The organism is uncultured Winogradskyella sp. (assembly GCF_937958655.1).
Taxonomy (GTDB): Bacteria; Bacteroidota; Bacteroidia; order Flavobacteriales; family Flavobacteriaceae; genus Winogradskyella.
The window spans coordinates 42,573-68,174 of record NZ_CALGNH010000018.1 but is presented as its reverse complement, the minus strand read 5'-3'; the positions used below and the strand labels follow the sequence as shown (position 1 = coordinate 68,174).

At 33.8% G+C, this 25,602-nt stretch carries 24 protein-coding genes and 1 other RNA gene; 9 read left to right on the top strand and 16 right to left on the bottom strand.

The genetic code is table 11. The features are described 5' to 3' along the window. The 4 genes from glgB to glgA form a co-directional block, all read right to left on the bottom strand. Window positions 1-1,653 (bottom strand): 1,4-alpha-glucan branching protein GlgB (glgB, locus tag Q0800_RS04075; RefSeq protein WP_299127855.1); only part of this gene is annotated, 1,653 nt, incomplete at its 3' end. A gap of 182 nt (window positions 1,654-1,835) precedes the next feature. Further along, the gene (locus Q0800_RS04070; protein ID WP_299127854.1) at window positions 1,836-3,776 is read right to left on the bottom strand and encodes an alpha-1,4-glucan--maltose-1-phosphate maltosyltransferase; all 1,941 of its coding nucleotides are present in this window, start codon (window positions 3,774-3,776) and stop codon (window positions 1,836-1,838) included. Window positions 3,777-3,810: 34 nt separating this feature from the next. Further along, window positions 3,811-5,079: a glucose-1-phosphate adenylyltransferase gene (locus tag Q0800_RS04065; protein WP_299127853.1), complete on the bottom strand. Its 1,269-nt coding sequence runs from the start codon at window positions 5,077-5,079 to the stop codon at window positions 3,811-3,813. After that, window positions 5,076-6,287 carry a glycogen synthase gene (gene glgA / locus Q0800_RS04060; RefSeq protein WP_299127852.1) on the bottom strand — a complete coding sequence of 404 codons (1,212 nt, stop codon included), beginning with the start codon at window positions 6,285-6,287 and terminating at the stop codon, window positions 5,076-5,078. The genes Q0800_RS04065 and glgA overlap by 4 nt, the downstream gene beginning before the upstream one ends. Window positions 6,288-6,444: 157 nt before the next feature. On the opposite strand from glgA, the gene msrB reads away from it, so the two are divergent. From msrB to lpdA, 3 genes are read left to right on the top strand one after another with little or no spacing between them, the layout of a single operon-like run. Further along, a complete protein-coding gene (msrB, locus tag Q0800_RS04055) occupies window positions 6,445-6,975 on the top strand; it encodes a peptide-methionine (R)-S-oxide reductase MsrB (RefSeq protein ID WP_299127851.1) in 531 nt (176 codons plus the stop codon). Between the two features lie 27 nt (window positions 6,976-7,002). Continuing rightward, complete coding sequence (locus Q0800_RS04050) at window positions 7,003-7,557, top strand: DUF1572 family protein (RefSeq protein WP_299127850.1); 555 nt, start codon at window positions 7,003-7,005, stop codon at window positions 7,555-7,557. Between the two features lie 57 nt (window positions 7,558-7,614). Continuing rightward, entirely contained in the window at window positions 7,615-8,991 is a 1,377-nt protein-coding gene (lpdA, locus tag Q0800_RS04045) for a dihydrolipoyl dehydrogenase (RefSeq protein ID WP_299127849.1), read from the top strand. Window positions 8,992-9,080: 89 nt separating this feature from the next. Here lpdA and Q0800_RS04040 read toward each other — a convergent pair whose 3' ends face one another. The 5 genes from Q0800_RS04040 to Q0800_RS04020 all read right to left on the bottom strand — a co-directional run bounded on the left by Q0800_RS04040 (window position 9,081) and on the right by Q0800_RS04020 (window position 12,170). Next, entirely contained in the window at window positions 9,081-9,530 is a 450-nt protein-coding gene (locus Q0800_RS04040) for a hypothetical protein (protein WP_299127848.1), read from the bottom strand. Window positions 9,531-9,533: 3 nt separating this feature from the next. Then, window positions 9,534-10,082 carry an outer membrane beta-barrel protein gene (locus Q0800_RS04035; RefSeq protein WP_299127847.1) on the bottom strand — a complete coding sequence of 183 codons (549 nt, stop codon included), beginning with the start codon at window positions 10,080-10,082 and terminating at the stop codon, window positions 9,534-9,536. Between the two features lie 142 nt (window positions 10,083-10,224). Then, entirely contained in the window at window positions 10,225-10,695 is a 471-nt protein-coding gene (locus tag Q0800_RS04030; RefSeq protein ID WP_299127845.1) for an outer membrane beta-barrel protein, read from the bottom strand. A 2-nt stretch (window positions 10,696-10,697) separates the two neighbouring features. Next, entirely contained in the window at window positions 10,698-11,117 is a 420-nt protein-coding gene (gene aroQ, locus Q0800_RS04025; protein WP_299127843.1) for a type II 3-dehydroquinate dehydratase, read from the bottom strand. 159 nt (window positions 11,118-11,276) lie between these two features. After that, window positions 11,277-12,170, bottom strand: a complete 894-nt coding sequence (locus Q0800_RS04020; RefSeq protein ID WP_299127842.1) for a hypothetical protein — start codon at window positions 12,168-12,170, stop codon at window positions 11,277-11,279. A gap of 94 nt (window positions 12,171-12,264) precedes the next feature. On the opposite strand from Q0800_RS04020, the gene Q0800_RS04015 reads away from it, so the two are divergent. Both Q0800_RS04015 and xerA read left to right on the top strand, forming a co-directional pair. Further along, complete coding sequence (locus tag Q0800_RS04015) at window positions 12,265-12,636, top strand: TM2 domain-containing protein (protein WP_299127841.1); 372 nt, start codon at window positions 12,265-12,267, stop codon at window positions 12,634-12,636. A 70-nt stretch (window positions 12,637-12,706) separates the two neighbouring features. Then, window positions 12,707-13,615, top strand: coding sequence for a site-specific tyrosine recombinase/integron integrase (xerA, locus tag Q0800_RS04010; RefSeq protein WP_299127839.1), 909 nt, complete (start codon window positions 12,707-12,709; stop codon window positions 13,613-13,615). A gap of 60 nt (window positions 13,616-13,675) precedes the next feature. On the opposite strand, the gene rny is transcribed toward xerA, so the two are convergent. The 4 genes from rny to Q0800_RS03990 all read right to left on the bottom strand — a co-directional run bounded on the left by rny (window position 13,676) and on the right by Q0800_RS03990 (window position 16,097). Beyond that, window positions 13,676-15,253, bottom strand: coding sequence for a ribonuclease Y (rny, locus tag Q0800_RS04005; protein ID WP_299127838.1), 1,578 nt, complete (start codon window positions 15,251-15,253; stop codon window positions 13,676-13,678). 57 nt (window positions 15,254-15,310) lie between these two features. Beyond that, window positions 15,311-15,440, bottom strand: a non-coding RNA gene (gene ssrS / locus Q0800_RS04000) — 6S RNA. Between the two features lie 59 nt (window positions 15,441-15,499). After that, entirely contained in the window at window positions 15,500-15,787 is a 288-nt protein-coding gene (locus Q0800_RS03995) for a cell division protein ZapA (protein WP_299127837.1), read from the bottom strand. Window positions 15,788-15,806: 19 nt separating this feature from the next. Continuing rightward, entirely contained in the window at window positions 15,807-16,097 is a 291-nt protein-coding gene (locus Q0800_RS03990; protein ID WP_299127835.1) for a hypothetical protein, read from the bottom strand. A gap of 178 nt (window positions 16,098-16,275) precedes the next feature. Here Q0800_RS03990 and Q0800_RS03985 point away from each other — a divergent pair, with 178 nt between their 5' ends. Further along, a complete protein-coding gene (locus Q0800_RS03985; RefSeq protein WP_299127834.1) occupies window positions 16,276-17,964 on the top strand; it encodes a M23 family metallopeptidase in 1,689 nt (562 codons plus the stop codon). A 105-nt stretch (window positions 17,965-18,069) separates the two neighbouring features. Beyond that, window positions 18,070-20,535, top strand: a complete 2,466-nt coding sequence (locus Q0800_RS03980; RefSeq protein WP_299127833.1) for a carboxypeptidase-like regulatory domain-containing protein — start codon at window positions 18,070-18,072, stop codon at window positions 20,533-20,535. A gap of 278 nt (window positions 20,536-20,813) precedes the next feature. On the opposite strand, the gene Q0800_RS03975 is transcribed toward Q0800_RS03980, so the two are convergent. Further along, complete coding sequence (locus Q0800_RS03975; protein WP_299127832.1) at window positions 20,814-20,936, bottom strand: hypothetical protein; 123 nt, start codon at window positions 20,934-20,936, stop codon at window positions 20,814-20,816. 60 nt (window positions 20,937-20,996) lie between these two features. Further along, window positions 20,997-21,359, bottom strand: coding sequence for a hypothetical protein (locus tag Q0800_RS03970; protein ID WP_299127831.1), 363 nt, complete (start codon window positions 21,357-21,359; stop codon window positions 20,997-20,999). 274 nt (window positions 21,360-21,633) lie between these two features. Between Q0800_RS03970 and Q0800_RS03965 the strand changes: the two genes are divergently transcribed. Next, window positions 21,634-23,427 (top strand): T9SS type A sorting domain-containing protein, encoded by a 1,794-nt coding sequence (locus Q0800_RS03965; protein ID WP_299127830.1) that lies wholly within the window; start codon window positions 21,634-21,636, stop codon window positions 23,425-23,427. Here Q0800_RS03965 and Q0800_RS03960 read toward each other — a convergent pair. After that, complete coding sequence (locus Q0800_RS03960; protein WP_299127829.1) at window positions 23,417-24,562, bottom strand: cysteine desulfurase family protein; 1,146 nt, start codon at window positions 24,560-24,562, stop codon at window positions 23,417-23,419. The genes Q0800_RS03965 and Q0800_RS03960 overlap by 11 nt on opposite strands. Window positions 24,563-24,597: 35 nt before the next feature. Between Q0800_RS03960 and Q0800_RS03955 the strand changes: the two genes are divergently transcribed. Beyond that, window positions 24,598-25,596 carry a hypothetical protein gene (locus Q0800_RS03955; protein ID WP_299127828.1) on the top strand — a complete coding sequence of 333 codons (999 nt, stop codon included), beginning with the start codon at window positions 24,598-24,600 and terminating at the stop codon, window positions 25,594-25,596. Window positions 25,597-25,602 lie beyond the last annotated feature (6 nt).

Genomic DNA, 25,602 nt, shown 5'->3' with positions numbered 1-25,602 from the left:
TCTAATATAAACCAATACAGAATTTTCAGCGTCATTATAGTCGATCCATTCAAATCCTTCTCCTGTAAATTGCTTTTCAAACAAGGCAGGTTCATTTTTATAGAGTTTATTTAAGTCTTTTATTAAAGTTTGTACACCTTTGTGCGGATTGTATTGCAATAAATGCCAATCTAAGCTTTGTTGAAAATTCCATTCTTCGCTCTGACCAAATTCAGCCCCTTGAAAGAGCAGTTTTGTGCCTGGATGTGTAAACATGTACGAATACAATAATCTTAAATTCGCAAAGCGTTGCCATTCGTCTCCTGGCATTCTACCTAAAATGGAATGTTTACCATACACTACCTCGTCATGACTTAATGGTAGCATAAAATTTTCTGTAAATGCATAGGTCATACTAAAGGTTAAGTCGTTTTGGTGATGTCTACGATAAATGGGTTCTTTTGCAAAATACTGAAGGGTATCGTGCATCCAACCCATCATCCACTTCATTCCAAATCCCAAACCACCTATAAATATTGGCTTAGAAACCATAGGAAAGGATGTAGACTCTTCAGCGATGGTTTGCACATCTGGAAAGGTGCTGTACACTGCCTCATTCATTTCGCGCATAAAAGCAATCGCTTCTAAATTTTCGCGACCACCAAACATATTTGGTTCCCATTCTCCATCTTCTCTACTGTAATCTAAAAATAACATAGATGCTACAGCATCTACACGTAAACCATCGGCATGGTATTGGTCTAACCAAAATATGGCATTACTTATTAGAAATGATTTTACTTCGTTTCTACCGTAATTAAATATAAGACTTTTCCAGTCTGGATGATAGCCTCGTCTTCGGTCTGGGTGCTCATAAAGAGCTGTTCCGTCAAAAAAACCTAGTCCATGAGCATCTTCAGGAAAATGTGATGGTACCCAGTCTAAAATAATACCAATATCGTTTTGATGAAGCTTATCTACTAGTAATTTAAAGCCTTCAGGATAACCAAATCTTGATGTTGGTGAAAAATAACCTGTTAACTGATAGCCCCAAGACGGATCGTAAGGATACTCCATTATTGGCATTAGCTCAACATGTGTAAAATTCATCTCCTTAACATACGCTACCAAATCTTCGGCTAGTTCTTTGTAAGTAAGACATCTATTTTCTTCAACCCTTTTTTTCCAAGAACTTAAGTGAACTTCGTATACTGAATATGGAGCGTCTAATGCGTTGTACTTTTGGCGCTTTTGCATCCATTTTTTGTCTTTCCAACTATAATTATCAGCCCACACAATTGATGCGGTATTTGGTGGGTGCTCGCAGCGTCTTGCATAAGGGTCTGCTTTTTCTGTTTTAATATCGTTATGATGACTATGGATTTTATATTTGTAAACATTGCCTTTGCCAACACCAGGAATAAAACCTTCCCAAATGCCACTCTCGTCCCAACGTACATTTAGCTTATGGTCTCCTTCTAGCCAATAGTTAAAATCGCCAATAACAGAAACCGATTTTGCACTTGGTGCCCAAACTGCAAAATAGGTACCTTGTACTCCATCTAAAGTTATAATGTGCGATCCAAATTTTTCATATAGTCGGTAATGCTTTCCTGATTTAAATAAATTAATATCAAAATCTGTAAATAAGCTATGTGCTATAACGTCTGCCATAAATCTTTAGTGGTTGATAGTATTTGAAATTCCTATTTAAGGACTTACTGTCCAAAGTATTTCTAAATTTAGTTTATAATTTAACTGACAAAATTCATTTTTTAACATTAATTGTTTTATAGCTAAAAAATGACTTGATATTGAGCGTTTAGTAATAATAGTGGACGCTGTAATTGGCATTTCTATTTAATTATTTTAAAAATATGAAACGGTAGCGTTGGATGCAACTCCACAAAATTCCACTCGCTATGCCAGTTATAACTACTGCCTGTTACGAGGTCACTTACTGTTATTTGATAGCATTGGTGGACTCCTAAATCTTCTAAAGGTAATTGAACCGAGCCTTGCTGCATATAATAGTGTTCTAAACTGATAACAATTAATAATTCATCGGTTTTGGCATCGTTCCATTTGTAAAACGCAATTAAGTTATCATTTTCAATATTACAGAACTTAATATTATTGGTTTGCTGCAAAGCTTCATGCTTATTTCTAATAGCGTTGACTTTAGATATAAGTGAGGTTAATTTATTTTGCACTGACCAATCGTAATGTTTTACTTCAAATTTTTCGGACATGTAGTATTCCTCCTTACCAGGAATGGCATCATCTATCATTTGTTCAAAAACTGGTCCGTATATACCAATATTAGAGCTTAAAGTTGCGGCTAATACATAACGTTGAATGTACTTAGACTCATTTGCTCCTTGCAGATGATACGGATTTATATCTGGTGTATTTGGCCAAAAATTTGGACGCATATATTCGCGCTGATCGGTCTGTGTTAATTCGGTCATATACTCAATTAACTCTGCTTTTGTATTTCTCCACGTAAAATAAGTATAGGACTGCGTATAGCCTTGTTTGGCTAATTGTTGCATTACTTTTGGCTTCGTAAAAGCTTCTGCCAAGAAAATAACATCTGGATGTTTCTTTTTAACCTCTGATATGGCCCAGTTCCAAAAATAATAAGGTTTAGTATGTGGATTATCTACTCTAAATACATTTATTCCTAAATCTTCGATCCAGTATAACAGTATATCTAAACATTCTTTCCAAAGATTTTTATAGTCTTTACTTTCCCAATATATTGGTAAAATATCTTGATATTTTTTTGGCGGATTTTCTGCATATTGGACCGTGCCATCTGGTCTCCATTTAAACCATTCAGGGTTTGATTTTACCCAAGGATGATCTGGTGCTGCTTGCAACGCGTAATCCATAGCCACTTCTATGCCAAGGTCTTTAGCTTTTTTAACCAGTTTTTTAAAATCTTTTGCAGAACCCAACTGTGGATGAATGTCTTTATGCCCTCCATGTTTAGACCCTATGCCCCATGCTGAACCTGAGTCTCCTTCCTTAGCTTCTGTGGTATTGTTTTTTCCTTTTCTATTGACTTCTCCTATGGGATGAATTGGTGGAAAATACAATGTGTCAAAACCCATTTCTGCAATCCGAGGCAGTAAGCGCTCGCAGTCTTTAAATGTACCATGTTGACCTTCGACCTTAGAAGATGATCTAGGGAAAAACTCATACCAAGTACTAAAAAGTGCTTTTTTTCTATCGACGTAAACTTTTAATTCTTGCGTTTCATTCGCAAGGTCTTTCTCTGGATACTTCACAAAAATTTTATGAAGGTCTGATGATATGGCCTCAACTACAGCTTTTTCATATTTACTCTCATCTTTAAAACAATCTAAACAATAATTAAGGTATTGCGCTTCTGCTTTAGAGGCTCGCTTAAGTATTGGTTCTATGTAGGTAATACCCTCTAATAATTCTGATTTAACATGTTGGTTGTCATCGATCTTTCGCTCAATACCATGTTGCCAATTAAGCGCATGGTCTACCCAGCCTTGTACCTTATAAGTATAAAAACCTTGTTTAGTAACGGTGAAAGACGTGTGCCACTCGTCATTTACATTATGATGCATTTGTACCTCACTCCATTTGCGCTCTGCTTCATGTTTATACAATACGGAAGCAGCAATGATATCGTGGCCATCTACCAAGACATGCGCTTCTACATTAATTATTTCGTTTACAATACGTTTTATAAAAAATTCCCCACCGTTTATTTGAGGTTTTACAGCATCAATTACAACGCGTTTTTGGTTTATCATTTTTATCGATATTCGTTAAGAATCGTCTATTTTTTTATTGAATAATAGTTTTAGATGGGATTATTGCATCTTTTTTAACCACTACGATTCCGTCCTTAATAAGATAAGTATCACTCTCTTTATCTTTAAGGTGGTTACCGCCATTAATTCTTACATCGTCTCCAATTCTACAATTTTTATCTAAGATTACATTTTTAATAAAACAACGCTCACCTATTCCCATAAAAATCTTAATCTTCTTTTCTTGAACTTCTTCTAAAGATTCGTAATGGTCATTCCCCATCATATAACAATTTATAACTGTAGACTCAGCACCAATACGCGATCTTATGCCTATGACTGACCGTTCTATTTTTGCAGCATGTATAATACCTCCTTCTGATATAACGGTTCTATCTAATAAAGTTCCTGATATTTTAGAAGTTGGAAGAATCCTTGCATTTGTATAAACACGCTGATTGTTATCGTATAAATTAAACTTCGGAATTTCATCGGTTAAGCCTAAATTAGCTTCAAAAAAGGAATCAATAGTTCCTATATCCGTCCAATAGCCCTCAAACTGGTAACTTAACGTTTTATGTTTTTTAATCGCATCTGGAATAATCTCTTTACCAAAATCAATTTTATCTGGTTCTTCCATTAAGTTTACCAAAAGATCTCTATTAAAGATATAAATTCCCATAGATGCTAAATAATGTCTACCATCGTTTTTCATTTCTTCACTCACAGGTGAGGTCCAATCTGGCAACAAAGATGCATCTGGTTTTTCAATAAAAGACTTAATTATATTTTTTTGATCTGTTTTTAAAATACCAAAAGCAGTGGCATCTTTTGCACCAACGGGTTGGGTAGCTATTGAAATCTCTGCACCACTCTCTATGTGTGCAGAAATCATTTCATTAAAGTCCATCTGATAAAGTTGGTCACCAGATAGGATTAATACGTATTCAAATTCGTGCTCCAGCACATGGTGCATACTCTGTCTAACCGCATCTGCAGTACCTTGAAACCATTTATCGCTTTTAGTGGTTTGTTCTGCAGCCAAAACATCAACAAATGCCGAACTAAAAAAACTAAAATGATACGTGTTTTTAATATGCCTATTTAATGAGGCTGAATTAAATTGTGTTAACACATACATTCTCTTTATATCGGAATTTATACAGTTAGAAATAGGAATATCTACTAACCTGTATTTACCAGCTATAGGCACTGCTGGTTTAGATCTGTTTTCTGTTAATGGATATAATCTTGAGCCTTGGCCTCCACCCAAAATAATGGATATAACTTTATCGTTTATCATTTGTTATTTATTAAAGATTGGTAAATGGATTTTGTTTGTTGTGCAATGGCTTGCCAGTCGAAAAAGTCTTCAACACGTTTACGACCTGCTTTTGCCATTTTATGTCGTAGTGGAGCGTTTTTTATAATTTGATTGACACCATCTGCAAGATCCCTCGAAAATTTATCGGGAACAATAGGTTCAAATGGTGCTTCTGTTTGTTGTTTAACGTTGATTAACAAGCCAGTTTCTCCTTCCACAACGACTTCTTTTATACCTCCAACTGCACTTGCTACTACTGCGGTTTCGCATGCCATGGCCTCAATATTAATGATACCAAATGGCTCGTAAATAGATGGGCAACAAAACACTTCTGCATGAGAATAGAGTTGAATCACGTCTTTCTTATCTAACATCTTATCTATCCAAAAAATATTAGCTCTAGACTTTGAAGCTTTAGCTACAGCGTCTTCCATTTCTTTGGCTATTTCCTTAGTATCTGGTGCACCAGCACAGAGTACAATTTGTGTGTCTGGGTCTATATATTTAATAGCATTAACTAAATGAATAATTCCTTTTTGTCTTGTTATTCTTCCTACAAAAAGTACATAAGGCTTTTGCGTATCAATCCCATAGGTTTCTAAAACATTGGTTTCCTTAACAGAAACGTATTCTTTGAGATCTATACCGTTGTAAACGACTTCAATTTTGTTTTCATCAACATCAAAGTGTTTTAAAACATCGTCTTTTGTTTCTTTAGATACAGCAATTAGACAATCTGCCATCTCAATGGCCGTTTTTTCTATCCAAGAAGACGCATCGTAACCTCTACCTAGTTGTTCTCGTTTCCATGGTCTTAGCGGTTCTAAAGAATGTGTGGTTACTACCAATGGTTTACCGTAACACAACTTAGCCATAATACCTGCAAAATGAGAGTACCAAGTATGACAATGTACAACATCGGCTTTAATAGGATTAGCGTTCATATGAAGACTGGTACTCAAAGTTTTAAAAACAGCTTTTAATTTTTCATTACTGTTAGCAAAATTACCGTCACTAAAAGGATATCCTTTAACAGCTGGATTTTCACTTTCTATATTTTGGTCACCAAATGCTCTAACTTCTACTTCCATGAGTTTAGAAAGTTCTTTTGCTAGGTACTCTACGTGCACACCAGCACCTCCGTAGACATGTGGTGGAAATTCTCTAGTTAAGAATAATGCCTTCATTTATTTTTGATTGGTTTTAATGTTAAAATTAGAAAAGATTCTTTCAATATAGGCAAATTAGAATAATACTTAACATAAATATAACCAAAAAGTAGTTTGTGTTAAAATTAAGAAAAGAACTACAACTAACTACACTAGAATTCCGTAACTTTATAGCATGAAAAAGATTATATTTTTATTATTGATTAGTGGTCTTTTTGGTTGTAATTCTACAGCTCAAAAAAGCGAGACTAGAGAACAAAATCCATTTCCTGTTACAAAAACGGATAGCGAATGGAAAAAACAATTGACAGATAATCAGTATTACGTCTTAAGAAAAGCTGGAACTGAAAGAGCTTTTACCGGAAAATACTGGGATAACAAAAAAAAAGGCATTTACTATTCAGCAGCAACCGGACAACCTTTGTTTAGCTCTGCGCACAAATATAAATCTGGTACAGGCTGGCCGAGTTTTTATAAACCAATTGATGAGAACGCCGTATTAGAATTATCCGACAGAAGCCATGGAATGGTTAGAACCGAAGTTATTGATAGCGGAAGTGGTTCTCATTTAGGGCATGTTTTTAATGATGGACCTAAACCTACAGGCTTAAGATATTGTATGAATTCTGCATCTTTAATTTTTGTTGAAGAAGGTGAAGATTTACCAGAAATTGTAAAAGCGTGGAAAGAAAAATACGAACAATAAAACCATATACTTCATCTTAATTATGTTATGGAAAAGTCCTATTTGAGTAGTGTTTTAAAGCAGTTTGAATATTACAAAAACCTAGGTGATAAAACAATTGAGCAACTTAAAATAGAAGAGCTTAAAAAAGAATTTGTAAAAGACTCAAATTCTATCTCTATAATAGTTAAGCATATTGCTGGAAACATGCTGAGCCGTTGGACTAATTTCTTAACTGAGGATGGCGAGAAAGAATGGCGTAAACGAGATTTAGAATTTGTAGACACCTTAGAAACTAAAACTGCTATTGTAAACTATTGGGATAAAGGTTGGTGTTGTCTTTTTAAAGCAATTAAACCACTAACAAATGAGGACTTAGATAAAATAATTTACATAAGAAACCAAGGTCATACTGTTACAGAAGCTATTAATAGGCAAATGATGCACTATGCCTACCATATCGGCCAAATTGTATATTTAGGTAAACTCATAAAAGGTGAAAATTGGCAATCTTTGTCAATACCAAAAGGGCAATCGCAGAATTACAATACCCTTAAATTCTCAAATAATAAAACACAAAGACATTTTACAGAAGACCTTTAATATTACGTTTTGGTTTTGTAAATTCGTAGCCTTAAAATTCAACTAAAAAACTTACGCATGAGTAAATACGATGTTATAGTATTAGGAAGTGGTCCTGGTGGCTATGTAACTGCAATAAGAGCTTCTCAATTAGGATTAAAAACTGCAGTTGTAGAAAAAGAAAACTTAGGTGGTGTATGTTTAAATTGGGGCTGTATCCCAACAAAAGCACTTTTAAAATCTGCACAAGTATTTGAATATCTTAAACATGCTGAAGATTATGGACTTAAAGTTAAAGATGCAGAACACGACTTTGATGCTGTAGTTAAGCGCAGTCGTGGTGTTGCTGATGGCATGAGTAATGGCGTAAAATTCTTAATGAAAAAGAACAAAATTGATGTTCTTGAAGGTTATGGAAAAGTAAAGCCTGGAAAAAAAGTTGACGTTGATGGTAAAGAATATTCAGCAGACCATATTATTATAGCAACAGGTGCACGTTCTAGAGAATTACCTAGTTTACCGCAAGATGGTAAAAAAGTTATTGGTTACAGACAAGCTATGACCTTAGATAAGCAACCAAAGAAAATGATTGTTGTTGGGTCTGGCGCTATTGGTGTTGAGTTTGCTTATTTCTACAATTCTATGGGTACTGAGGTTACCATTGTTGAATATATGCCTAAAATTGTACCTGTAGAAGATGATGAAGTGTCAAAACAATTAGAACGTAGCTTTAAAAAATCTGGAATTAAAATAATGACTTCGGCTGAAGTCACTTCGGTAGATACCTCTGGTAACGGTGTTAAAGCCACAGTTAAAACTAAAAAGGGTGAAGAGGTCTTAGAAGCTGATATTGTATTATCTGCGGTAGGCATTAAATCAAATATAGAAAATATAGGTCTTGAAGATGTAGGTATTGTTGTAGATAGAGATAAAATCTTAGTAAATGATTTTTATCAAACTAATATACCAGGTTACTATGCCATTGGCGATGTAACACCAGGACAAGCTTTAGCGCATGTAGCTTCTGCAGAAGGTATTCTTTGTGTTGAAAAAATTGCCGGCATGCATGTTGAAGCTTTAGACTACGGCAACATTCCTGGTTGTACGTATTGCTCACCAGAAGTAGCTAGTGTTGGTTTAACTGAAGCCCAAGCTAAAGAACAAGGTATAGACGTTAAGATCGGTAAATTCCCATTCTCCGCATCAGGTAAAGCCAGTGCAGGTGGACATAAAGACGGTTTTGTAAAAGTGATATTTGACGCTAAGTATGGTGAATGGCTTGGTTGCCACATGATTGGAGCTGGAGTTACAGACATGATTGCTGAAGCTGTTTTAGGTAGAAAATTAGAAACTACCGGACACGAAGTATTAAAAACAGTCCATCCTCACCCAACTATGAGTGAAGCCGTTATGGAGGCGGTTGCTGATGCTTATGATGAAGTGATTCATTTATAAGCCCATCCTAGCCTTCCCTGAAGGCAGCATCTCTAACGCAAATCATAAAATTTAAAGCGATTCAAATAGTTTGAATCGCTTTTTAAGTTTTAAAATTTGATGCCTGTATTTAGCATAAAACTAGATTTACTTCCGTAATTGTATTGATATACATTATTTACATTGTTAATTTGATAATTGAATACACCTTGTATATATGAGTTAGCGCTCGGATTGTATTGCAAACCGAAGGATGTGTTTATACCAATATTAGTTGAAAACCCTTGACTGTTTATGAAAAAATCAAGTTTTGTTCCTGCTAGTGCGCTTAACTTTTCATTGATATTTATCTTAAGTAAAACAGGAAGTTCTATCATAGATGATTCAAAACCTTGAATTCTATTCTCCCTAATAAATACAGTTTTATCGTCGGTGAGCGTTATTCCTTTAAAGGCTAAATCCCATTTACTATTGGCATTTTCATTTTGTGCATTACACAAAAAAACGCCTAAAATACCGAAGACTATAACTAGCACAAATGAATATATTTTAAATCTCATTTTTTAAAATTTATACCCTATTCCAAAATTAAATGAACGTTTCTTACCATATATAGATTCTACACCAAGACCTTGAAAAATAGGGAATTGATCGCTAAGTCCATGTATATATCTACCCTCTAAAAACCATTTAGAGTTAATATTGTATTGTGCTCCGAGCAAAAGAGATGCACCAAAACGTTTATTTCTAAAGGCATTATCCATACGTTGTTGCTCTAAGGAAAAATCTAATTGAGCGCCTCCATATATCACCAACCTTTCGCCAAGATTATATTTTAGGATTAGTGGAAATTGTAATGTGTAAAGGCCTGCATAATTAGCTTCAAACTGAAGCGCCCAATTTTGAGACCATTTTCTTTCTATAAATAGACCACCAAAAAACCCTGTATCACCTGTTCTATTACTGGTTGCTGTTATGTCGTATAAATTAGCACCTATTCTTACACCAAAACTATACGGATTAGTAGTATTATCGGAAGTGGGAACATCCTGGGCTGTTAATGTAGAACTAAAGCATAGAAAAAATGCTGAAAATAAAATTGTGGTTTTCATAATTGATTGTTGTTAGAATTAATAATATCAAAACTAGATGTGCTTGCTGTTAAAAAACCCCAACTAAATCCTAATTAAAATGAAAATTAACGTTAATTATTTTAAAAAAAACTTAATAATTTATGATAAATAATTCTTAATACTATAATCTATAACCTAATCCCAAGAATAAAACATTAGGTGACAGCTCTTCAAACCCAATAGTATATTTCATATGCATGCTTAAGTCTTTACTTAAATCATAATCTAAACTTAGATCTGCTCTAACTTTAAAATTATTAGTGAAAAAATCGAAAAAATAATTTAAACTAGGGCCAACTAAAATATGTACCGTATTGTATATATCGTATTTTAAATATAAAGGTGCATTTAAAAATCTAAAATCACCGATACCCTTATACAATAGTTCTGGCTGAAAATGAAAACCATTATCTATTTTAAAATCAACAAAGGCACCACCATAGTACCCAACTTCAGTATTAGGATTAGTACCAAAATCACCTTCAGTAATTTTAAAAAAAGTGAAATTTAACCCACCTTTTACACCAAATTCTTGGCTATAAATAAAAAAGGTTGAAATAAGTAAGCATATTAATAGAACAATTTTTTTCATAATCAAAAGATAAAACTTTCTATAGCTAAGTCGTAACTTTTTAAACCAAAACCAATGATAACACCATTAGCATTTGATGATATATAGGATTGGTGTCTAAAGTCTTCTCTAGAGAATGTATTAGAAATATGCACTTCTGCAACTGGTGTTGTAACAGCTTTTACGGCATCACCAATGCCAACCGACGTATGTGTGTAGGCACCTGCATTTAATATGATACCATCGTAACTAAACCCAAACTCTTGCAGTTTATCAATAAGTTCACCTTCTATGTTAGATTGAAAATAGTCAATTTTACACTGTTTATACTTAGCTCTTAACGTTTGTAAATAATCTTCAAACGTTTCACTACCGTAAATCTCTGGTTCTCTTTTTCCTAACAGGTTAAGGTTAGGTCCGTTTATTATAATAATCTGCTTCATAAGGTAAAGATATTAAAATATGGACATAAAAAAACCATCTCAATATTTAAGACAGTTTCTCTTTTTAATCAATAAATTAACACCAACCTCTTTGTTACCCATTGCTAAAGTTAATTGAAGAGATTCTTACTACAGGTATGGTATTTTACCACATGTTTTTCATTCTTTTTTTATTATATCTACATTGGTAATTTCACCTAGCTTAAGATTAGTAACGGTTTTAACAGTATTTGCCTTATCTGAAATAATAAAATACGTTGTGTTTTCTCCAATATTCCCAACCGATTCAGATTTTATTTTAATTCTAGATTTTTTTTCTGTTATAGGCAAGTTTAGAATTTTTCTTTGATCGGAAATAACATACTTATATAACACTATTTTATCATTTAAGTAAACAGTTATTATATCATTATCAATTTGACCACCATCATAAACCGTACAAGTAATAGTATTTGCAGAAGTTATCACGGAGGTCACTTCGTCTTTTTTAAGTATATTAAAATTGAGTGTATCCGCTAATTTTAAGTTTTTGATTTGCTGTTTAATACTATCTGGTACGCGATTAGATTTTTGTAGTTTGTTTTTAAATTTTGTAACGCGTTTATCAATCTTTTCAATAGAATTCATGGCCAACTCTCCGTGAATACATTCGGTTCCATCACTAAATCTTCCTTTAAATTCGCCCATTAATTTTGTACCTCCTAATTTAAACTTCGTTGGCTCTAGGTGAATATTACAAAAATCTTGCTCGGCATAATTAGACTTAGTGTAAATTAGTCCAACCTCTTTAAAGGAAAGTAAATTTTTTTCTTCATTATAATTACCAACTATTTTTGATTTTGTCTCATGTTCTCCGCCAAAATCTGTTAAACTATAGCCACTTACATTGCCATTAACTGATTCAAATTCTACTTTATATTTAATCAATAAAGTATCTTTTATTTTTATGAATCCCATAAAAACATTTTTATTCTGCGAATTACCCGCAGCAATAAACATTATAAAAGACACCAATAATAAGACTTTGTTTAAACTAAGATTGAATGATTTCATTAAAAATATGTAAGGTGTTATTATATGAGCAAATAAAATAAATGAGATATTGCCATATTTTTTTTAAATTTAGGCTAAACTTAAAACTTTTAAAATGAAAATTAAATTATTCTTATCAGCATTTTTAATGATGTTCGTTTTCGGTAGTTCCTATGCGTCTTTTCCTGTGGATAGACCAACTGCTACTGCTGAAACAGAAAATGTTTCAGCCAATGACGTGGTTAAAACACAAGCAATGTCAACGCCAGTTGCAAGAGCAGGTAACCAAAGTAAGGGTATCGCCATTTTATTATGGTTCTTTCTTGGCGGGTTAGCTGCCCATAGATGGTACTTAAAAAGTCCTGTAGGGTGGAACATTTTATTTATTCTAACTTTTGGTGGTTTAGGCATTTGGTGGATAATTGACTTAATTGACATTTTTAACGAAAACTATCCAAATGCAAACTTTAAAAGTGATTTTTTCTAAAATAGAATAAAAGCACTAAATTATTTAAACACTTCGCTGTTACAGTGAAGTGTTTTTTTTATTTTTAGATATGAAATGGCAACATGCAATAACAGATTACAAACTTTACTTACAAATAGAGCGTGGCCTTTCTATTAACTCCATTGAAAATTATCATTACGATATTAAAAAACTCATATCATACCTTGAGGAAAATGCTATTAATACGTCTCCAGATCAGATAGATAATACCTGTATTAAGGAGTTTATATACACCATTTCAAAAACTATAAACTCTAGATCACAAGCACGATTAATCTCTGGACTTCGCAATTTTTTTGACTATCTTGTTTTTGAAAACTACAGAGAAAACAACCCGGTAGATCTTATTGAGTCGCCTAAAATTGGTCGTAAACTGCCCGACACCTTATCTGTAGATGATATAGATTTAATTATTAAAAACATAGATTTAAGCTACCAATACAATGGCGTTAATTTAGGAGAGCGCAATAGAGCAATTATAGAGACACTTTACAGTTGTGGCCTAAGAGTAAGCGAGCTTATTAACTTAAAAGTATCTGACCTCTACTTTAATGAAGATTTTATTAAAGTTACAGGTAAAGGCAATAAACAGCGTTTTGTTCCTATTGGAGAGACCACAAAGACGTATATAAATATATGGCAAGAGATTAGAAAGCATATTGATATAAAATCTAGTTCTAAGGATATTCTATTTTTAAACTATAAAGGAAATCAACTTACTAGAGCAATGATTTTTACAATTATTAAAAAATTAGTGGAGAAGTCTGGATTAAAAAAAACAGTTTCTCCTCATACATTTAGACATTCTTTTGCTACTCACTTATTAGAAAACGGAGCGGATTTACGATCAATACAAATGATGCTTGGTCATGAAAGTATAACGACTACGGAAATTTACATGCATGTAGACCGCTCGCACCTCAGTGATGTTTTAAACAAATACCATCCTAGAAAATGAGAATAGGCATTCAAAATTTAATTTGAACGCCTATTTTATAAATTTAAGCTAATTAAAATTTTACTTAGCAATATTTACTGCTCTAGTCTCTCTTATTACAGTAACTTTTACCTGTCCAGGATACGTCATATCGGTTTGAATTTTCTGAGAAATTTCAAACGATAAGCTTGCTGCTTTATCATCCGATACTTTTTCGCTTTCTACTATGACACGTAATTCTCTACCTGCTTGGATTGCATAAGCTTTCTTTACTCCATTAAAACCAAAGGCCACATCCTCTAAATCTTTAAGACGTTGTATGTATGAGTCTAAGACTTGGCGTCTTGCGCCTGGACGAGCACCAGAGATAGCATCACAAACTTGAATTACTGGTGATAATAAAGTGGTCATTTCTATTTCATCGTGGTGTGCTCCAATAGCATTACAGACTTCAGGTTTTTCTCCATGCTTTTCTGCCCACTGCATTCCTAATATAGCGTGAGGTGTTTCTACATCGGTTTCAGAAGATGGTACTTTACCAATATCATGCAAAAGACCTGCCCTTTTGGCAAGTTTTGGGTTTAAGCCTAACTCGGCTGCCATAACGCCACAAAGTTTTGCTACTTCTCTAGAATGTTGTAATAGGTTTTGACCGTAAGATGAACGATACTTCATACGACCTACCATCTTAATTAACTCTGGGTGTAAACCATGAATACCCAAATCTATTACGGTACGCTTTCCTACTTCTATAATCTCTTGTTCTATCTGTTTTTGTGTTTTACGCACTACTTCTTCTATGCGCGCTGGGTGAATTCTACCATCGGTCACCAATTTATGAAGCGATAAACGTGCTATCTCACGTCTTACAGAATCAAAACAAGATAATATAATCGCCTCTGGTGTATCGTCTACTATAATCTCTACACCTGTAGCGGCTTCAATAGCTCTAATATTTCGACCTTCTCTTCCTATAATTCTTCCTTTAACGTCGTCGGATTCAATATTAAAAACAGAAACACAATTGTCTACAGCTTCTTCAGTTCCAATGCGCTGTATGGTGTTAATAATAATTTTCTTGGCTTCTTGTTCTGCTGTGAGCTTCGCTTCTTCTAATTGGTTTTGAGCATAAGCCATGGCGTCCGTTTTAGCCTCTTGTTTTAGCGACTCTACCAATTGTTCCTTGGCTTCTTCTGCTGATAGCGAGGAAATAACTTCTAATTGTTTAATTTGACTTTTATGAGCCTTTTCTACTTCCTCTTTTCGTTTCTCTAAAAAATCTAATCTAAAGTCATAGTCCTTAATTTTATCTGCTAATGACTGGTTAGATTTTTTAGATTTAGATAATTCACTAGAAATCTGAGATTCTTTGTCTCTAATGCGTTTTTCAGCTTCAGCCATTTTCTTGTCTCTAGACAGAATCACTTTTTCATGCTCGGCCTTAAGCTCTATAAACTTTTCTTTGGCTTGTAGTATTTTATCTTTTTTTAAGACCTCTGCATCCTTTTTTGCTTGCTTTAAAATAGATTTAGACTCTAGCTCTGCATTAGTAATTAATTTTGAAGCTTTGCCTTTTTCTAAAGATTTAGCGACAACGTAGCCTAGGATTAAGCCTAAAATTACTGCGCCTACGATATATATTATGGTCGTTGTATCCATGTTAGTTGTTTAGTTAGTATATATAAAAAAAGCCTATATCAGTTTTGGATTTTGTATAAACTCCTTAAAAACAAGTTTAGGGCTAACAAGCTGATCAAAAATCCATCTGAGATACTGAAACAAGTTCAGCACTAATGGCACGATTTTACAACTTAAACTCACCCTTTTTAAAGAATTAACGTTGAGTTTATCAAAAATTATAACTAATATAGGCAGTAACCTCTGTTATTTTAAAGAACGTACGAGTTAAATATAGTCTTGTAGTAGGTTGTTTAAAGCGTCTAACTTATCTTTTACCTCCTCATTAACATATTCTTTATCAATGGACTTTTGTTCTACTTGAGAGGCAAACTGTAATGCACACATTGCTAATACATCTTGCTTATCTCTTACAGAATAATTTTGCTCAAATTGACCAATCATAGCTTCTATCTTCTTAGTAGCCTTTCTTAAACCTTCTTCCTGCTTTGGATTTATTGTTAATGGATAAACCCTATTTGCAATGGATAGTTTAATTTTTAACTGATTTGACATTTAATTTCAATTTACAACTTTATTCTGAGATTTGACTTATACAATGGTCAATATCTCTAATAAGTGCGTTTATTTTGAGCTTTGTTTCTCGTTTATTTTCGTCACTGCCAAGCATTGAATTCGCTATTTTGAGTGTATCATATTTATCAGCCCAAGTTGCAATTTGCTCTTGCTGTTTAATGATTTCTTGTTGTTGCTTCTCTATTTTATCAGTAAGTTGAGCATTAGTCTTTTTTAAGATATCTTGCTTATGTAATACCTTACTAATTTTATTTTCTAGCGTATCAACAATGTCTTCTATTTTACTCATTAATAAAATTCAATACCGTTGAAACAAAGTTAACATACCAATTGAAAAAACACAATTCTTTTGCAAAAATTTTTGCTTTATATACCAAGAGATACTTTAAGTCGTTTATCAAAATAATAAGGTTCTACCATTTGCTAATCTTAATCAAATTAATATTTTAGCCTTAATTGATTATGCCATGAAAAAAGTTCTCCTTTTAATATTAATACCGTTTGTAACATATGCGCAATCTGAATATCCACAAGACTATTTTAGAGATCCGTTAGACATAACGTTGGTACTGTCTGGTACGTTTGGAGAACTGCGTTCGTCTCATTTTCATTCTGGTATCGATATTAAAACCCAGCAAAAACAAGGTCTCAAAGTTTACACAAGCGCAAGCGGTTATGTGAGTAGAATAAAAATTTCTCATTATGGGTATGGCAAGGCGCTTTACGTTACACACCCAAATGGTTATACTTCGGTTTATGGTCATTTGCAAAAATTTTCGGACCGTTTAGAAGCCTATATCAAAGAATGTCAATACGAAAAGGAAAGTTTTGAAGTGGAAGTGTTTCCAAACCCAGATGAACTTGTTGTAGCAACTGATGAAGTTATAGCCTATTCTGGTAATACTGGAGGATCTGGAGGCCCTCACCTTCATTTTGAAATTAGAGATAACCAAGAACGCCCTATTAATCCTATGTACTTTGGCATAGATGTAAAAGATACAACACGTCCTTTTGTGTCGGCAATTTATGCCTATCCAAAAGATAAAAATGCAACTATTAACGGCAAAAATAAACGTGTTCAGCTGCGACTTATTCCTAAAAAAACTGGAGATTACGAAGTTGAAAAAATTAAAGCCTATGGTGATATAGGTTTTGGGATTACCTCCTATGATAAACAAGATTTAGCACCAAATACTAATGGTTTAAGTAATATCCAAACCTTTTTTAATGGAAACAAGCGTTTAGAAATAGACTTTAAACGCTTTAGTTTTAGCGAAACTAAACATATAAAACGATTTATAGATTATGCTCATTTTAAAGAAAAACGCTCGCGCATTCAAAAATTATTTATTCAAAAAAATAATCCATTAAGTCTTTACAAAGACGCTGCTAATGATGGTTATATCCGAGTAGAAGACAGCACGTCATCTGTATACAAAGTAAGACTAAGAGATTATAAGGGTAATGAAACTTGGGTAAACATCCCAATAAGTGGTAAAAAAGAAACACTAGAGGAGGCGCCTTATGATGCTATGAGTAAAACGACTTTAATCTATAGTGACCAACCTACAACATTAGAGTCTGGCCATGTGAGTGTTAATTTTTATAGCAATACCGTTTACGACGATGTTATGATTAATTTTAGTGTAAGCTCAGACACTCTTATGCTTCATGAAGATAATATTCCACTTCAGAAGAATTTTTACATTAATTATGACTTAAGCCATTATAAAACGGAACATCTCGATAAAATTTTTATTGCGCGCCTTTACGGCTTTTACAAAAAACCGAGTTATGTTAATACCAAACGAAAGGGTAATATATTAAGTGCAGGTAGTAAAACTTTTGGTACATATACCTTAGTAACCGATACTATAGCACCGACCATTAAACCACTAAATTTTCAGAATAAAAAATGGCTTAGTAAATACAGATATTTAAAGATAAAGATTGATGATGATTTATCTGGTATAAGCAAATACAGAGCAACTGTAAATGGTCAATGGATTTTGATGGAGTACGATTATAAAACAAAAACCCTTGTGCACGATTTTAATGATGATGTGATTAAGGACACCGAAAACGAATTAAAAATAATTGTTACAGATAATGTTGGAAATAGTTCTACATTTGAAGCAACTTTTTTCAGGAAATAATTATTAAGGACTAATTAGACTGCTTCGGTTTTAGACATTAAATTTGAGACTAATTTACACTCAAAGATCTAAAAGCGGCAGCAATCCTAACTAAAAAACTAATACTTGAAACGACTACAACTCTTTCTACTTTTAAGCTTACTTTTTAGTGCGCATTCTTTTTCGCAATCTGCAACAATTAGAGGTGTTATTCTTAATGCACAAAATAAGCCTATAGAAAACGTAAATATAAAATCCTCTTCTGGAGAAGGCACTGCCACAAATAGTAATGGATTTTACGAAATAAAAATACCTTCGAATCTAGAAATAACCCTAGAGTTTACACACATAAGTCACAGTCGAATATTGCAAAAATTTAAACTAAAGAATGGGCAAGAGTTAGAGTTTAACCCTATAATGAAAGTTGAAGCAGAACAAATAGCAACTGTTGTAATTAATTCTAACACAAGGCAATCTGTAGATGGCGTAACCACTATTTCTCCAAATGTAATACGAACTATAAAAGGTGCTCAGCCTGGTGTAGAGAATATATTAAAAACACTACCTGGAGTAAATATATCTAATGAATTGAGTACACAGTATTCGGTAAGAGGTGGTAATTTTGATGAAAACCTAGTATATGTTAACGAAATTGAAGTATACAGACCTTTTTTAATTCGTTCTGGTAACCAAGAAGGATTGAGTTTTGTTAATACAGACCTTGTTCAAAATGTGGATTTTTCAGCTGGTGGATTCCAAGCTAAGTACGGAGATAAACTTTCTTCTGTTTTAGACATTACTTACCGAAATCCAGTAGGTTTTGGCATAAGAACAGACTTAAGCTTGCTCGGCGGAAGTATTGCCGCAGAAACAATTTCTAAAGACGGTAAATTCTCAGGTATTGCAGGCGTACGCTACAGAGATAATAGTCTCATTTTAAACAATCTAGAAACGGAAGGTAATGTAGAACCTGTGTTTGCTGATGCTCAAACGTATTTAACCTATAGATTTTCAGATAAGTTTCAATTAAACTTTTTAGGAAACGTATCCCTAAACCAGTATAACTTTCAACCTGAAAATAGACAAACTAATTTTGGAACTTTACAAGATCCTATAGCCCTTTTGGTTTTTTATGAAGGTAACGAAGAAGATGCTTATCAAACTTATTTTGGGGCTTTAAAAGCCAATTATTTTGCTAATAAAAACTTAACATTAAAGTTTATTGGGTCTGCATACCACACAACTGAGCAAGAGTATTTTGATATTTTGGCGCAATATCGTTTAGGCGAAGTCAATACCAATATAGGAGATGAAGACTTAGGTGAAGTAGAATTTAGTGAAGGCATTGGCTCTCAACTAACACACGCTCGAAATAATTTGGATGCCTTTATAGTTAACACAGAGCACAGAGGAGACTATAAAGTTGACGAAGAGAGTACATTAGAATGGTCTGTAAAATACACGCACGAGGATATTAGAGACCGACTGGTTGAATACGAAATAATTGATTCTGCTGGTTTTTCTATACGTCCACCCAATTTTAACCTACCAAATGAGCAACCTTACGAGCCTTTTAACGGCCCATTAACGGCTTTTGAAAATATAAGAGCACTAAATAAAGTTAAGATTGATCGTCTGCAAGCTTTTGCGCAATATAGTAAACGTACCCAATTAGGTTATAACGAAGTGTTTTACAATGTTGGTGTTAGAGCACATCGTTGGACAATAAGTGGAGAAAACATTCAGCGCAATTCTCAAGCTGTAATTAGCCCTAGAGCTCAATTTGCAATTAAACCAGATTGGGATAAAGACATGTTATTTAGAGTTGCAGGTGGTTTGTACCACCAACCACCATTTTACAGAGAGTTAAGAGATTCCTCTGGTGTGGTTCAACCCAATGTAAAAGCCCAAAAGTCCTATCATATTGTTGTGGGTAATGAGTATAGCTTTAATATTTGGGACAGACCATTTAAGCTTGTTACTGAAGCCTATTATAAAGGCTTAAGCGATGTTAATCCTTACACTTTAGAAAACGTCAGAATTCGATACAGAGCACAAAATAATGCTGTAGCTTATGCTTATGGCTTAGATATGCGTTTAAATGGTGAATTTGTTCCTGGTACAGAATCGTGGTTTAGTTTTGGTTATTTAAAGACCGAAGAAAATATAGACAATAGAGGCTTTATTGCAAGACCAACAGATCAACGATTAAAATTTGGTGCACTGTTTCAAGATTATGTGCCTAATATGCCCCATTTAAAGATGTACCTTAATTTAGTATATAATACAGGTGTACCTGGTGGATCACCAAGTTATGCTGATCCTTACGATTTTCAAATACGGTTACGAGATTATAGACGTGCAGATCTAGGTATTTCGTTAGAGTTAGTTAACCCTACCAAAACGTATAATACAGGCTGGAAAAAGAAATTTAAAGAATTAGCACTCGGTTTTGAAATCTATAATATGTTTAATAACCAAAATACAATAACCAATACTTGGGTTAGAGATGTATATAGCAAGCGCCAATTTGCAATTCCAAACTTCTTAACTCCTAGGGTATTTAATCTTAGATTATCTGCTAGATTTTAAATGTATTATCTTATACTGAGATTTTTAGAAAAAATTACTACGGTATCGGTTCCTGTACCTGTTAATCTTTGAATAAATACTTATATAAAATCGCCATTATCTAAACTTACCTTGGCATTGAGTGCTATATTTTGTATTTGAAGATCGTTATCTATATAAACTACCGAATTAGATTCGGTAACCAAAGTACCATTTTTAGCAATGATAAGAGCATAAAAATCTTTAGCAGCATTAGCTATTCTAGAAGATAGAGATACGTTTATTTTAAATTCCCTTTCCTAGTTCCCTTCATAAGTTAACCTATAGGCTCCGCCAGCGGCAGAAATTATAAATAAACTGTTTGCATTAAACGACTCATTAACTTGAAACTCTACTGGCGTTTCGTTAGCTATAGTTTGCACAAAACCAGTTACAAAATTACCGTTGAAATAAAAATTACCCGAGGCAACGCCATGCGTTTCTCATGGAATACCCTGAGATTCCACATACCAATCGTTAGTAAAATTAAAATTGGTATAAGCACCCACTGTGTAAGGATTTACATTAATTCCAATACCATCAAAACTAACTTGAGCTATTGATGCACTTCCATTAATTCCATACAAAAATGAAGAATTTAAAACATTTTGAGTACCATCGCCTGCAGCAAGCTCATCGCTTAAATCTGCAATAGATTTTACCAATTTATAATTATCTCGTACTAAGCTACCTTTTAAATAGGTCCAATTTCCCGAAGTATAGTAATAAAAGGCATCTAAGTCTGTATCATAAACTAATAAACACGCCGCAGGACTGGCAATAGCAACACGTTGACCAGAAGTCATTCTGGGTGTTAATAAACCTTGGAAACTAGATGATAATTCTAAAATTGAAGAGGCATCAGGGTTTGTTGTTCCTATACCAACCTGTGCTTCTATGCTGAATACAACGAAAAAAACAAAGCGGTGATTGCATGTTTCATTATAAAGTAGATTTGGGGTATTCTGTTACAGAAATATGCTTTTCATCGATTAAAGGTGAAAATTCAATGTTAAAAGTACTACTTTTTCTATATTGCAATGTTATTTTAAAAATTACATCCATTTTAAAAATACCTAAATGCGAGCCCCAATTACTTGTTTACTTTTAGGATTTGTGTCACTAATTTCTGCACAGCTTAGTGTACGTAATAATGCTTATATCTATGTTAACGATGAAATTGTATTTGTAAAAGATGATGTAAATCTTAATGAAGCAGATTCAAAAATATATTTAAGAAGTGACGGACAACTAATACAAGGCGACGGTACCACTGGTAATAGTGGTATTGGTGAACTTAGTGTTTACCAAGATGGTACAACAAATCAATGGTCTTACAATTATTGGTGTTCTCCTGTTGGAGGAATATTAGTTAATAATTTTGGTAATAATGCGTTTAGGGTAAATCAAACCGATGACCCTTTACTAGCAACAGCAAGTCCTATTGATAGCCAAAATAGCGGGTTTACAAATAATTTTGAAGGCGCTAATTCTCCGCTTGTGATATCAAATCGCTGGCTATATGCCTTTGTATCGTCAGGTTCTTATAGTAATTGGATTTTTGTAGGTAGTACCAACGATATAGCCCCTGGCTTAGGTTATACAATGAAAGGTATTGGTACAGCCACAACAGGAAACCAGACCTACGACTTTAGAGGTAAACCAAATAGTGGTACCATTGGTAACTCAGTAGCCGATGGTTTATTTACACTTGTAGGAAATCCCTATCCTAGCGCTATGGATGCTGCTGCGTACATTCACGACGTAGACAATGTAAATGCAATTGATGGGAGCTTATATTATTGGGAACAAGACGGCACCATTAATTCGCATGTACTAAGAGATTATGTTGGTGGATACTATACTTTTACAATCAATGTTGCAGGAGATGTAATTACCGATACACCTGCAGTTTTTAATACTTACGATGAACAAGATAATACCTTTGCTTTAGGCACTCCGCAAGATGGAGTAAAATCAGCAGGTAGATATATACCTATAGGACAAGGCTTTATGGTAAAAGGTGAGACCGGCTCTACCGGAACTGTTTTTGCTAAGAATTCACATAGGGCTTACGAAATTGAAGGCTCAAATAGTTTTTTCTTTAGAAGTGGTAATAGCACCAGACGCTCTGATGATACGGATATAGCCTACCAAGACAATGGGTTATCGTTAGTTCCTGAAGATTATAAACGCTTTAGAATTAATGTAGATTTTACAGTTAATGAAGCTGAATATACAAGACAAGTTGTACTAAATTTTCATGACTCAGCCACTGCAGGTTTTGATCGCGGTTTAGAATTAGTTCGCGCATCAAATTACCCTTCAGATGTCTATTTTACATTAAATAATAAGTCTTTTTCTGGGCTAGCTTATCCTTTTAATGAAACGCTAATTATACCAGTCATTGTTGATATTGAAGCCCAACAAACACTTCGCTTTAGAATTTTTGATATTCAAAATTTTGAAGAAAATCAGCCCATATTTATATATGATACAGAAACAGACACCTACAATAATTTAAGAGATCAGAACTACGAATTAACTATTGATCCTAATAATTACACCAACCGTTTTAAAATTGTTTTTGCAGAAGCGACTACTCTAACTTTGGAAGATTTTGCAGAGGACAATGCACTAACAATAAGGCAAGACAATGGTGCACAAGAGTTACACGTCAATAATCCTAACTACCTAAACGTTGCTACCATTGAGATTATTGATATAAATGGTAAGCGTATTAGCAAAAAGTTGGTTAAGCGTACTGAAAGTAAATACAAGCTATCTACAGCAAATTTAAGCGATGGTGTTTATATTGTAAATATTGCACTCAATGATGCTACCATCTCTGAAAAAATATTGGTTAAGAATTAACAAACTCGCTTAACACACCAACAACATAATCTAATTCGTCCTTAGTATTGTAGATACTAAATGAAAACCGAACGGAAGGCATATTCAATTGATTCTCATCTACAAGTTCACTTAAAACATGAGACTGTTGTGTACTACCACTCTGGCATGCACTGCCTTTAGAACAGGCAATACCTTTTAAATCTAACTGAAATTGCAGAATAGCTGCTTTTTCTGGTGCTATTGGTAAACCGATATTAATAAGGGTAAATGTACTTTTGTTATCATATTCGCAAACTCCATTAAATCGAATTCCAGAAATCTTGGATTTGAGTTGCTGTATAAAATAAGTCTTTAAATGTGTTATGTATTGTTGTTCTTCATTTAGTTTATCGTAGGCATACTTTAAGGCAATATCCATACCAACAATATTATGTATAGCTTCGGTTCCTGCTCTAAAACCACGCTCTTGCTCACCTCCATAAATTAAGGGTTTAAGCCCAGAATCTTTTCTTACATAACAAAAACCAACACCTTTAGGACCATGAAATTTATGTGCGCTTGCAGCTATGAAGTCAATTGGCGTTGTGCTTAAGTCTAATTTAAAATGCCCTACAGACTGCACACAATCAGAATGAAATAGCGCATTGTATTCTTTACATAATTGAGCTACTTTTTCAATATCTAAAATAGTCCCTATCTCATTATTAACATGCATTAAGCTAACCATAGGTTTATCAGATTTTTCTAACAAAGCTTTTAAATGCAAATAATTAACGGTACTATCGTTTTCTAATTCTACAAAACTTAGTTTAACGTCGTATTCGTTTTTTAACTGTTCGGCTGTATGTAAAACGGCATGGTGTTCTATTTTTGAAGTTATAATCTCGGTAACGCCTAAATCTCTCACAGCGCTACGAAGTGCTAAGTTATCTGCCTCCGTACCGCCAGAAGTAAAAACAATTTCTGAAGCTGAAGTGTTAAAATAATTCGCAATATTCTTTCGGCATTGCTCTAGTAGCACTTTAGCAGAACGGCCATAACTATGCGTAGAAGACGCATTACCAAAAGATTTTAATAAAACCTCGGACATTTTTTCTACCACCTCAACTCTCGGCCTTGTCGTTGCTGCATTATCTAAGTATACCTTATTCATAAAACAAAAATATTATAAATAAAATTATTTAGACAATGCAACGTTATAATTTTACAAATCCGTTATTTTTGTTGAAAATTGATATTATGATTCGTCGTTTTTTTGCCGTCTTTGCTCTTATCCTATTTACAAGGTGCGATGATGGAGATATTATTACTGTTAACTTAGAGTTTGAGGGAGATCTAGAGTTTTGCGATAACAATATAGACTCATTTTTAATTTACGATACTAGAGAAGATCCTAACGAAACCCTCTCTATTATTATTCCCAGAGGAACAAACCAAGATCTACCATTTGTTGAAAATACTGTACCAGGTGCTCCTTTAGAACTTCCAATAAATGGCAGTACTACTCGTTTTATTTATAGAACTTATAATAGAGCCATAGACAACCAAGAGCTTTGTGAGCCAATAACACCATCAAACCTTATTGTACAAGAAGATTATGAGGCCAGCGATGGTACCATAGTTATAAATGTTACGGTAGACGATGACGATGGAGATGGCATTCCTTCAGATCTTGAAGGACGTGGTGAACCAGATGAAAATGGTCTCTATTCTAATGCACAAGATTGGGATGGTGACGGCATACCAGATTACCAAGACCAAGATGATGATAACGATAATGTTCCCACTCGTTTTGAAATTGATACAGAAGATTTAGATGGCGATGGCGACCCTACAACTAACCCTTTAAATACGGATGCTAATAGCAATTTAAACCCAGATAACAGTCCCAACTATTTAGATATTGATGATGATGGAGACGGCATACCTACAGCTGAAGAGGATGAAGACGGTAATATGAACCCTACAAATGATGTTAATACTAATACTCAAGGAGAATTAGTACCACACTACCTTAATGAATTAGAAGCTGTTCCTTATCCATTCCCAGGCTTAACAACGGGTAATCAGTTTAACCGAACCATAAGAGCATCCTTTGCTATTATTAATTTTAATCTTGAAATTTTATCTTCTGAAGAATTAGATTTTGGTGATTTAATTTATGAGATAACAATCACAGAACCATAGAAGGAT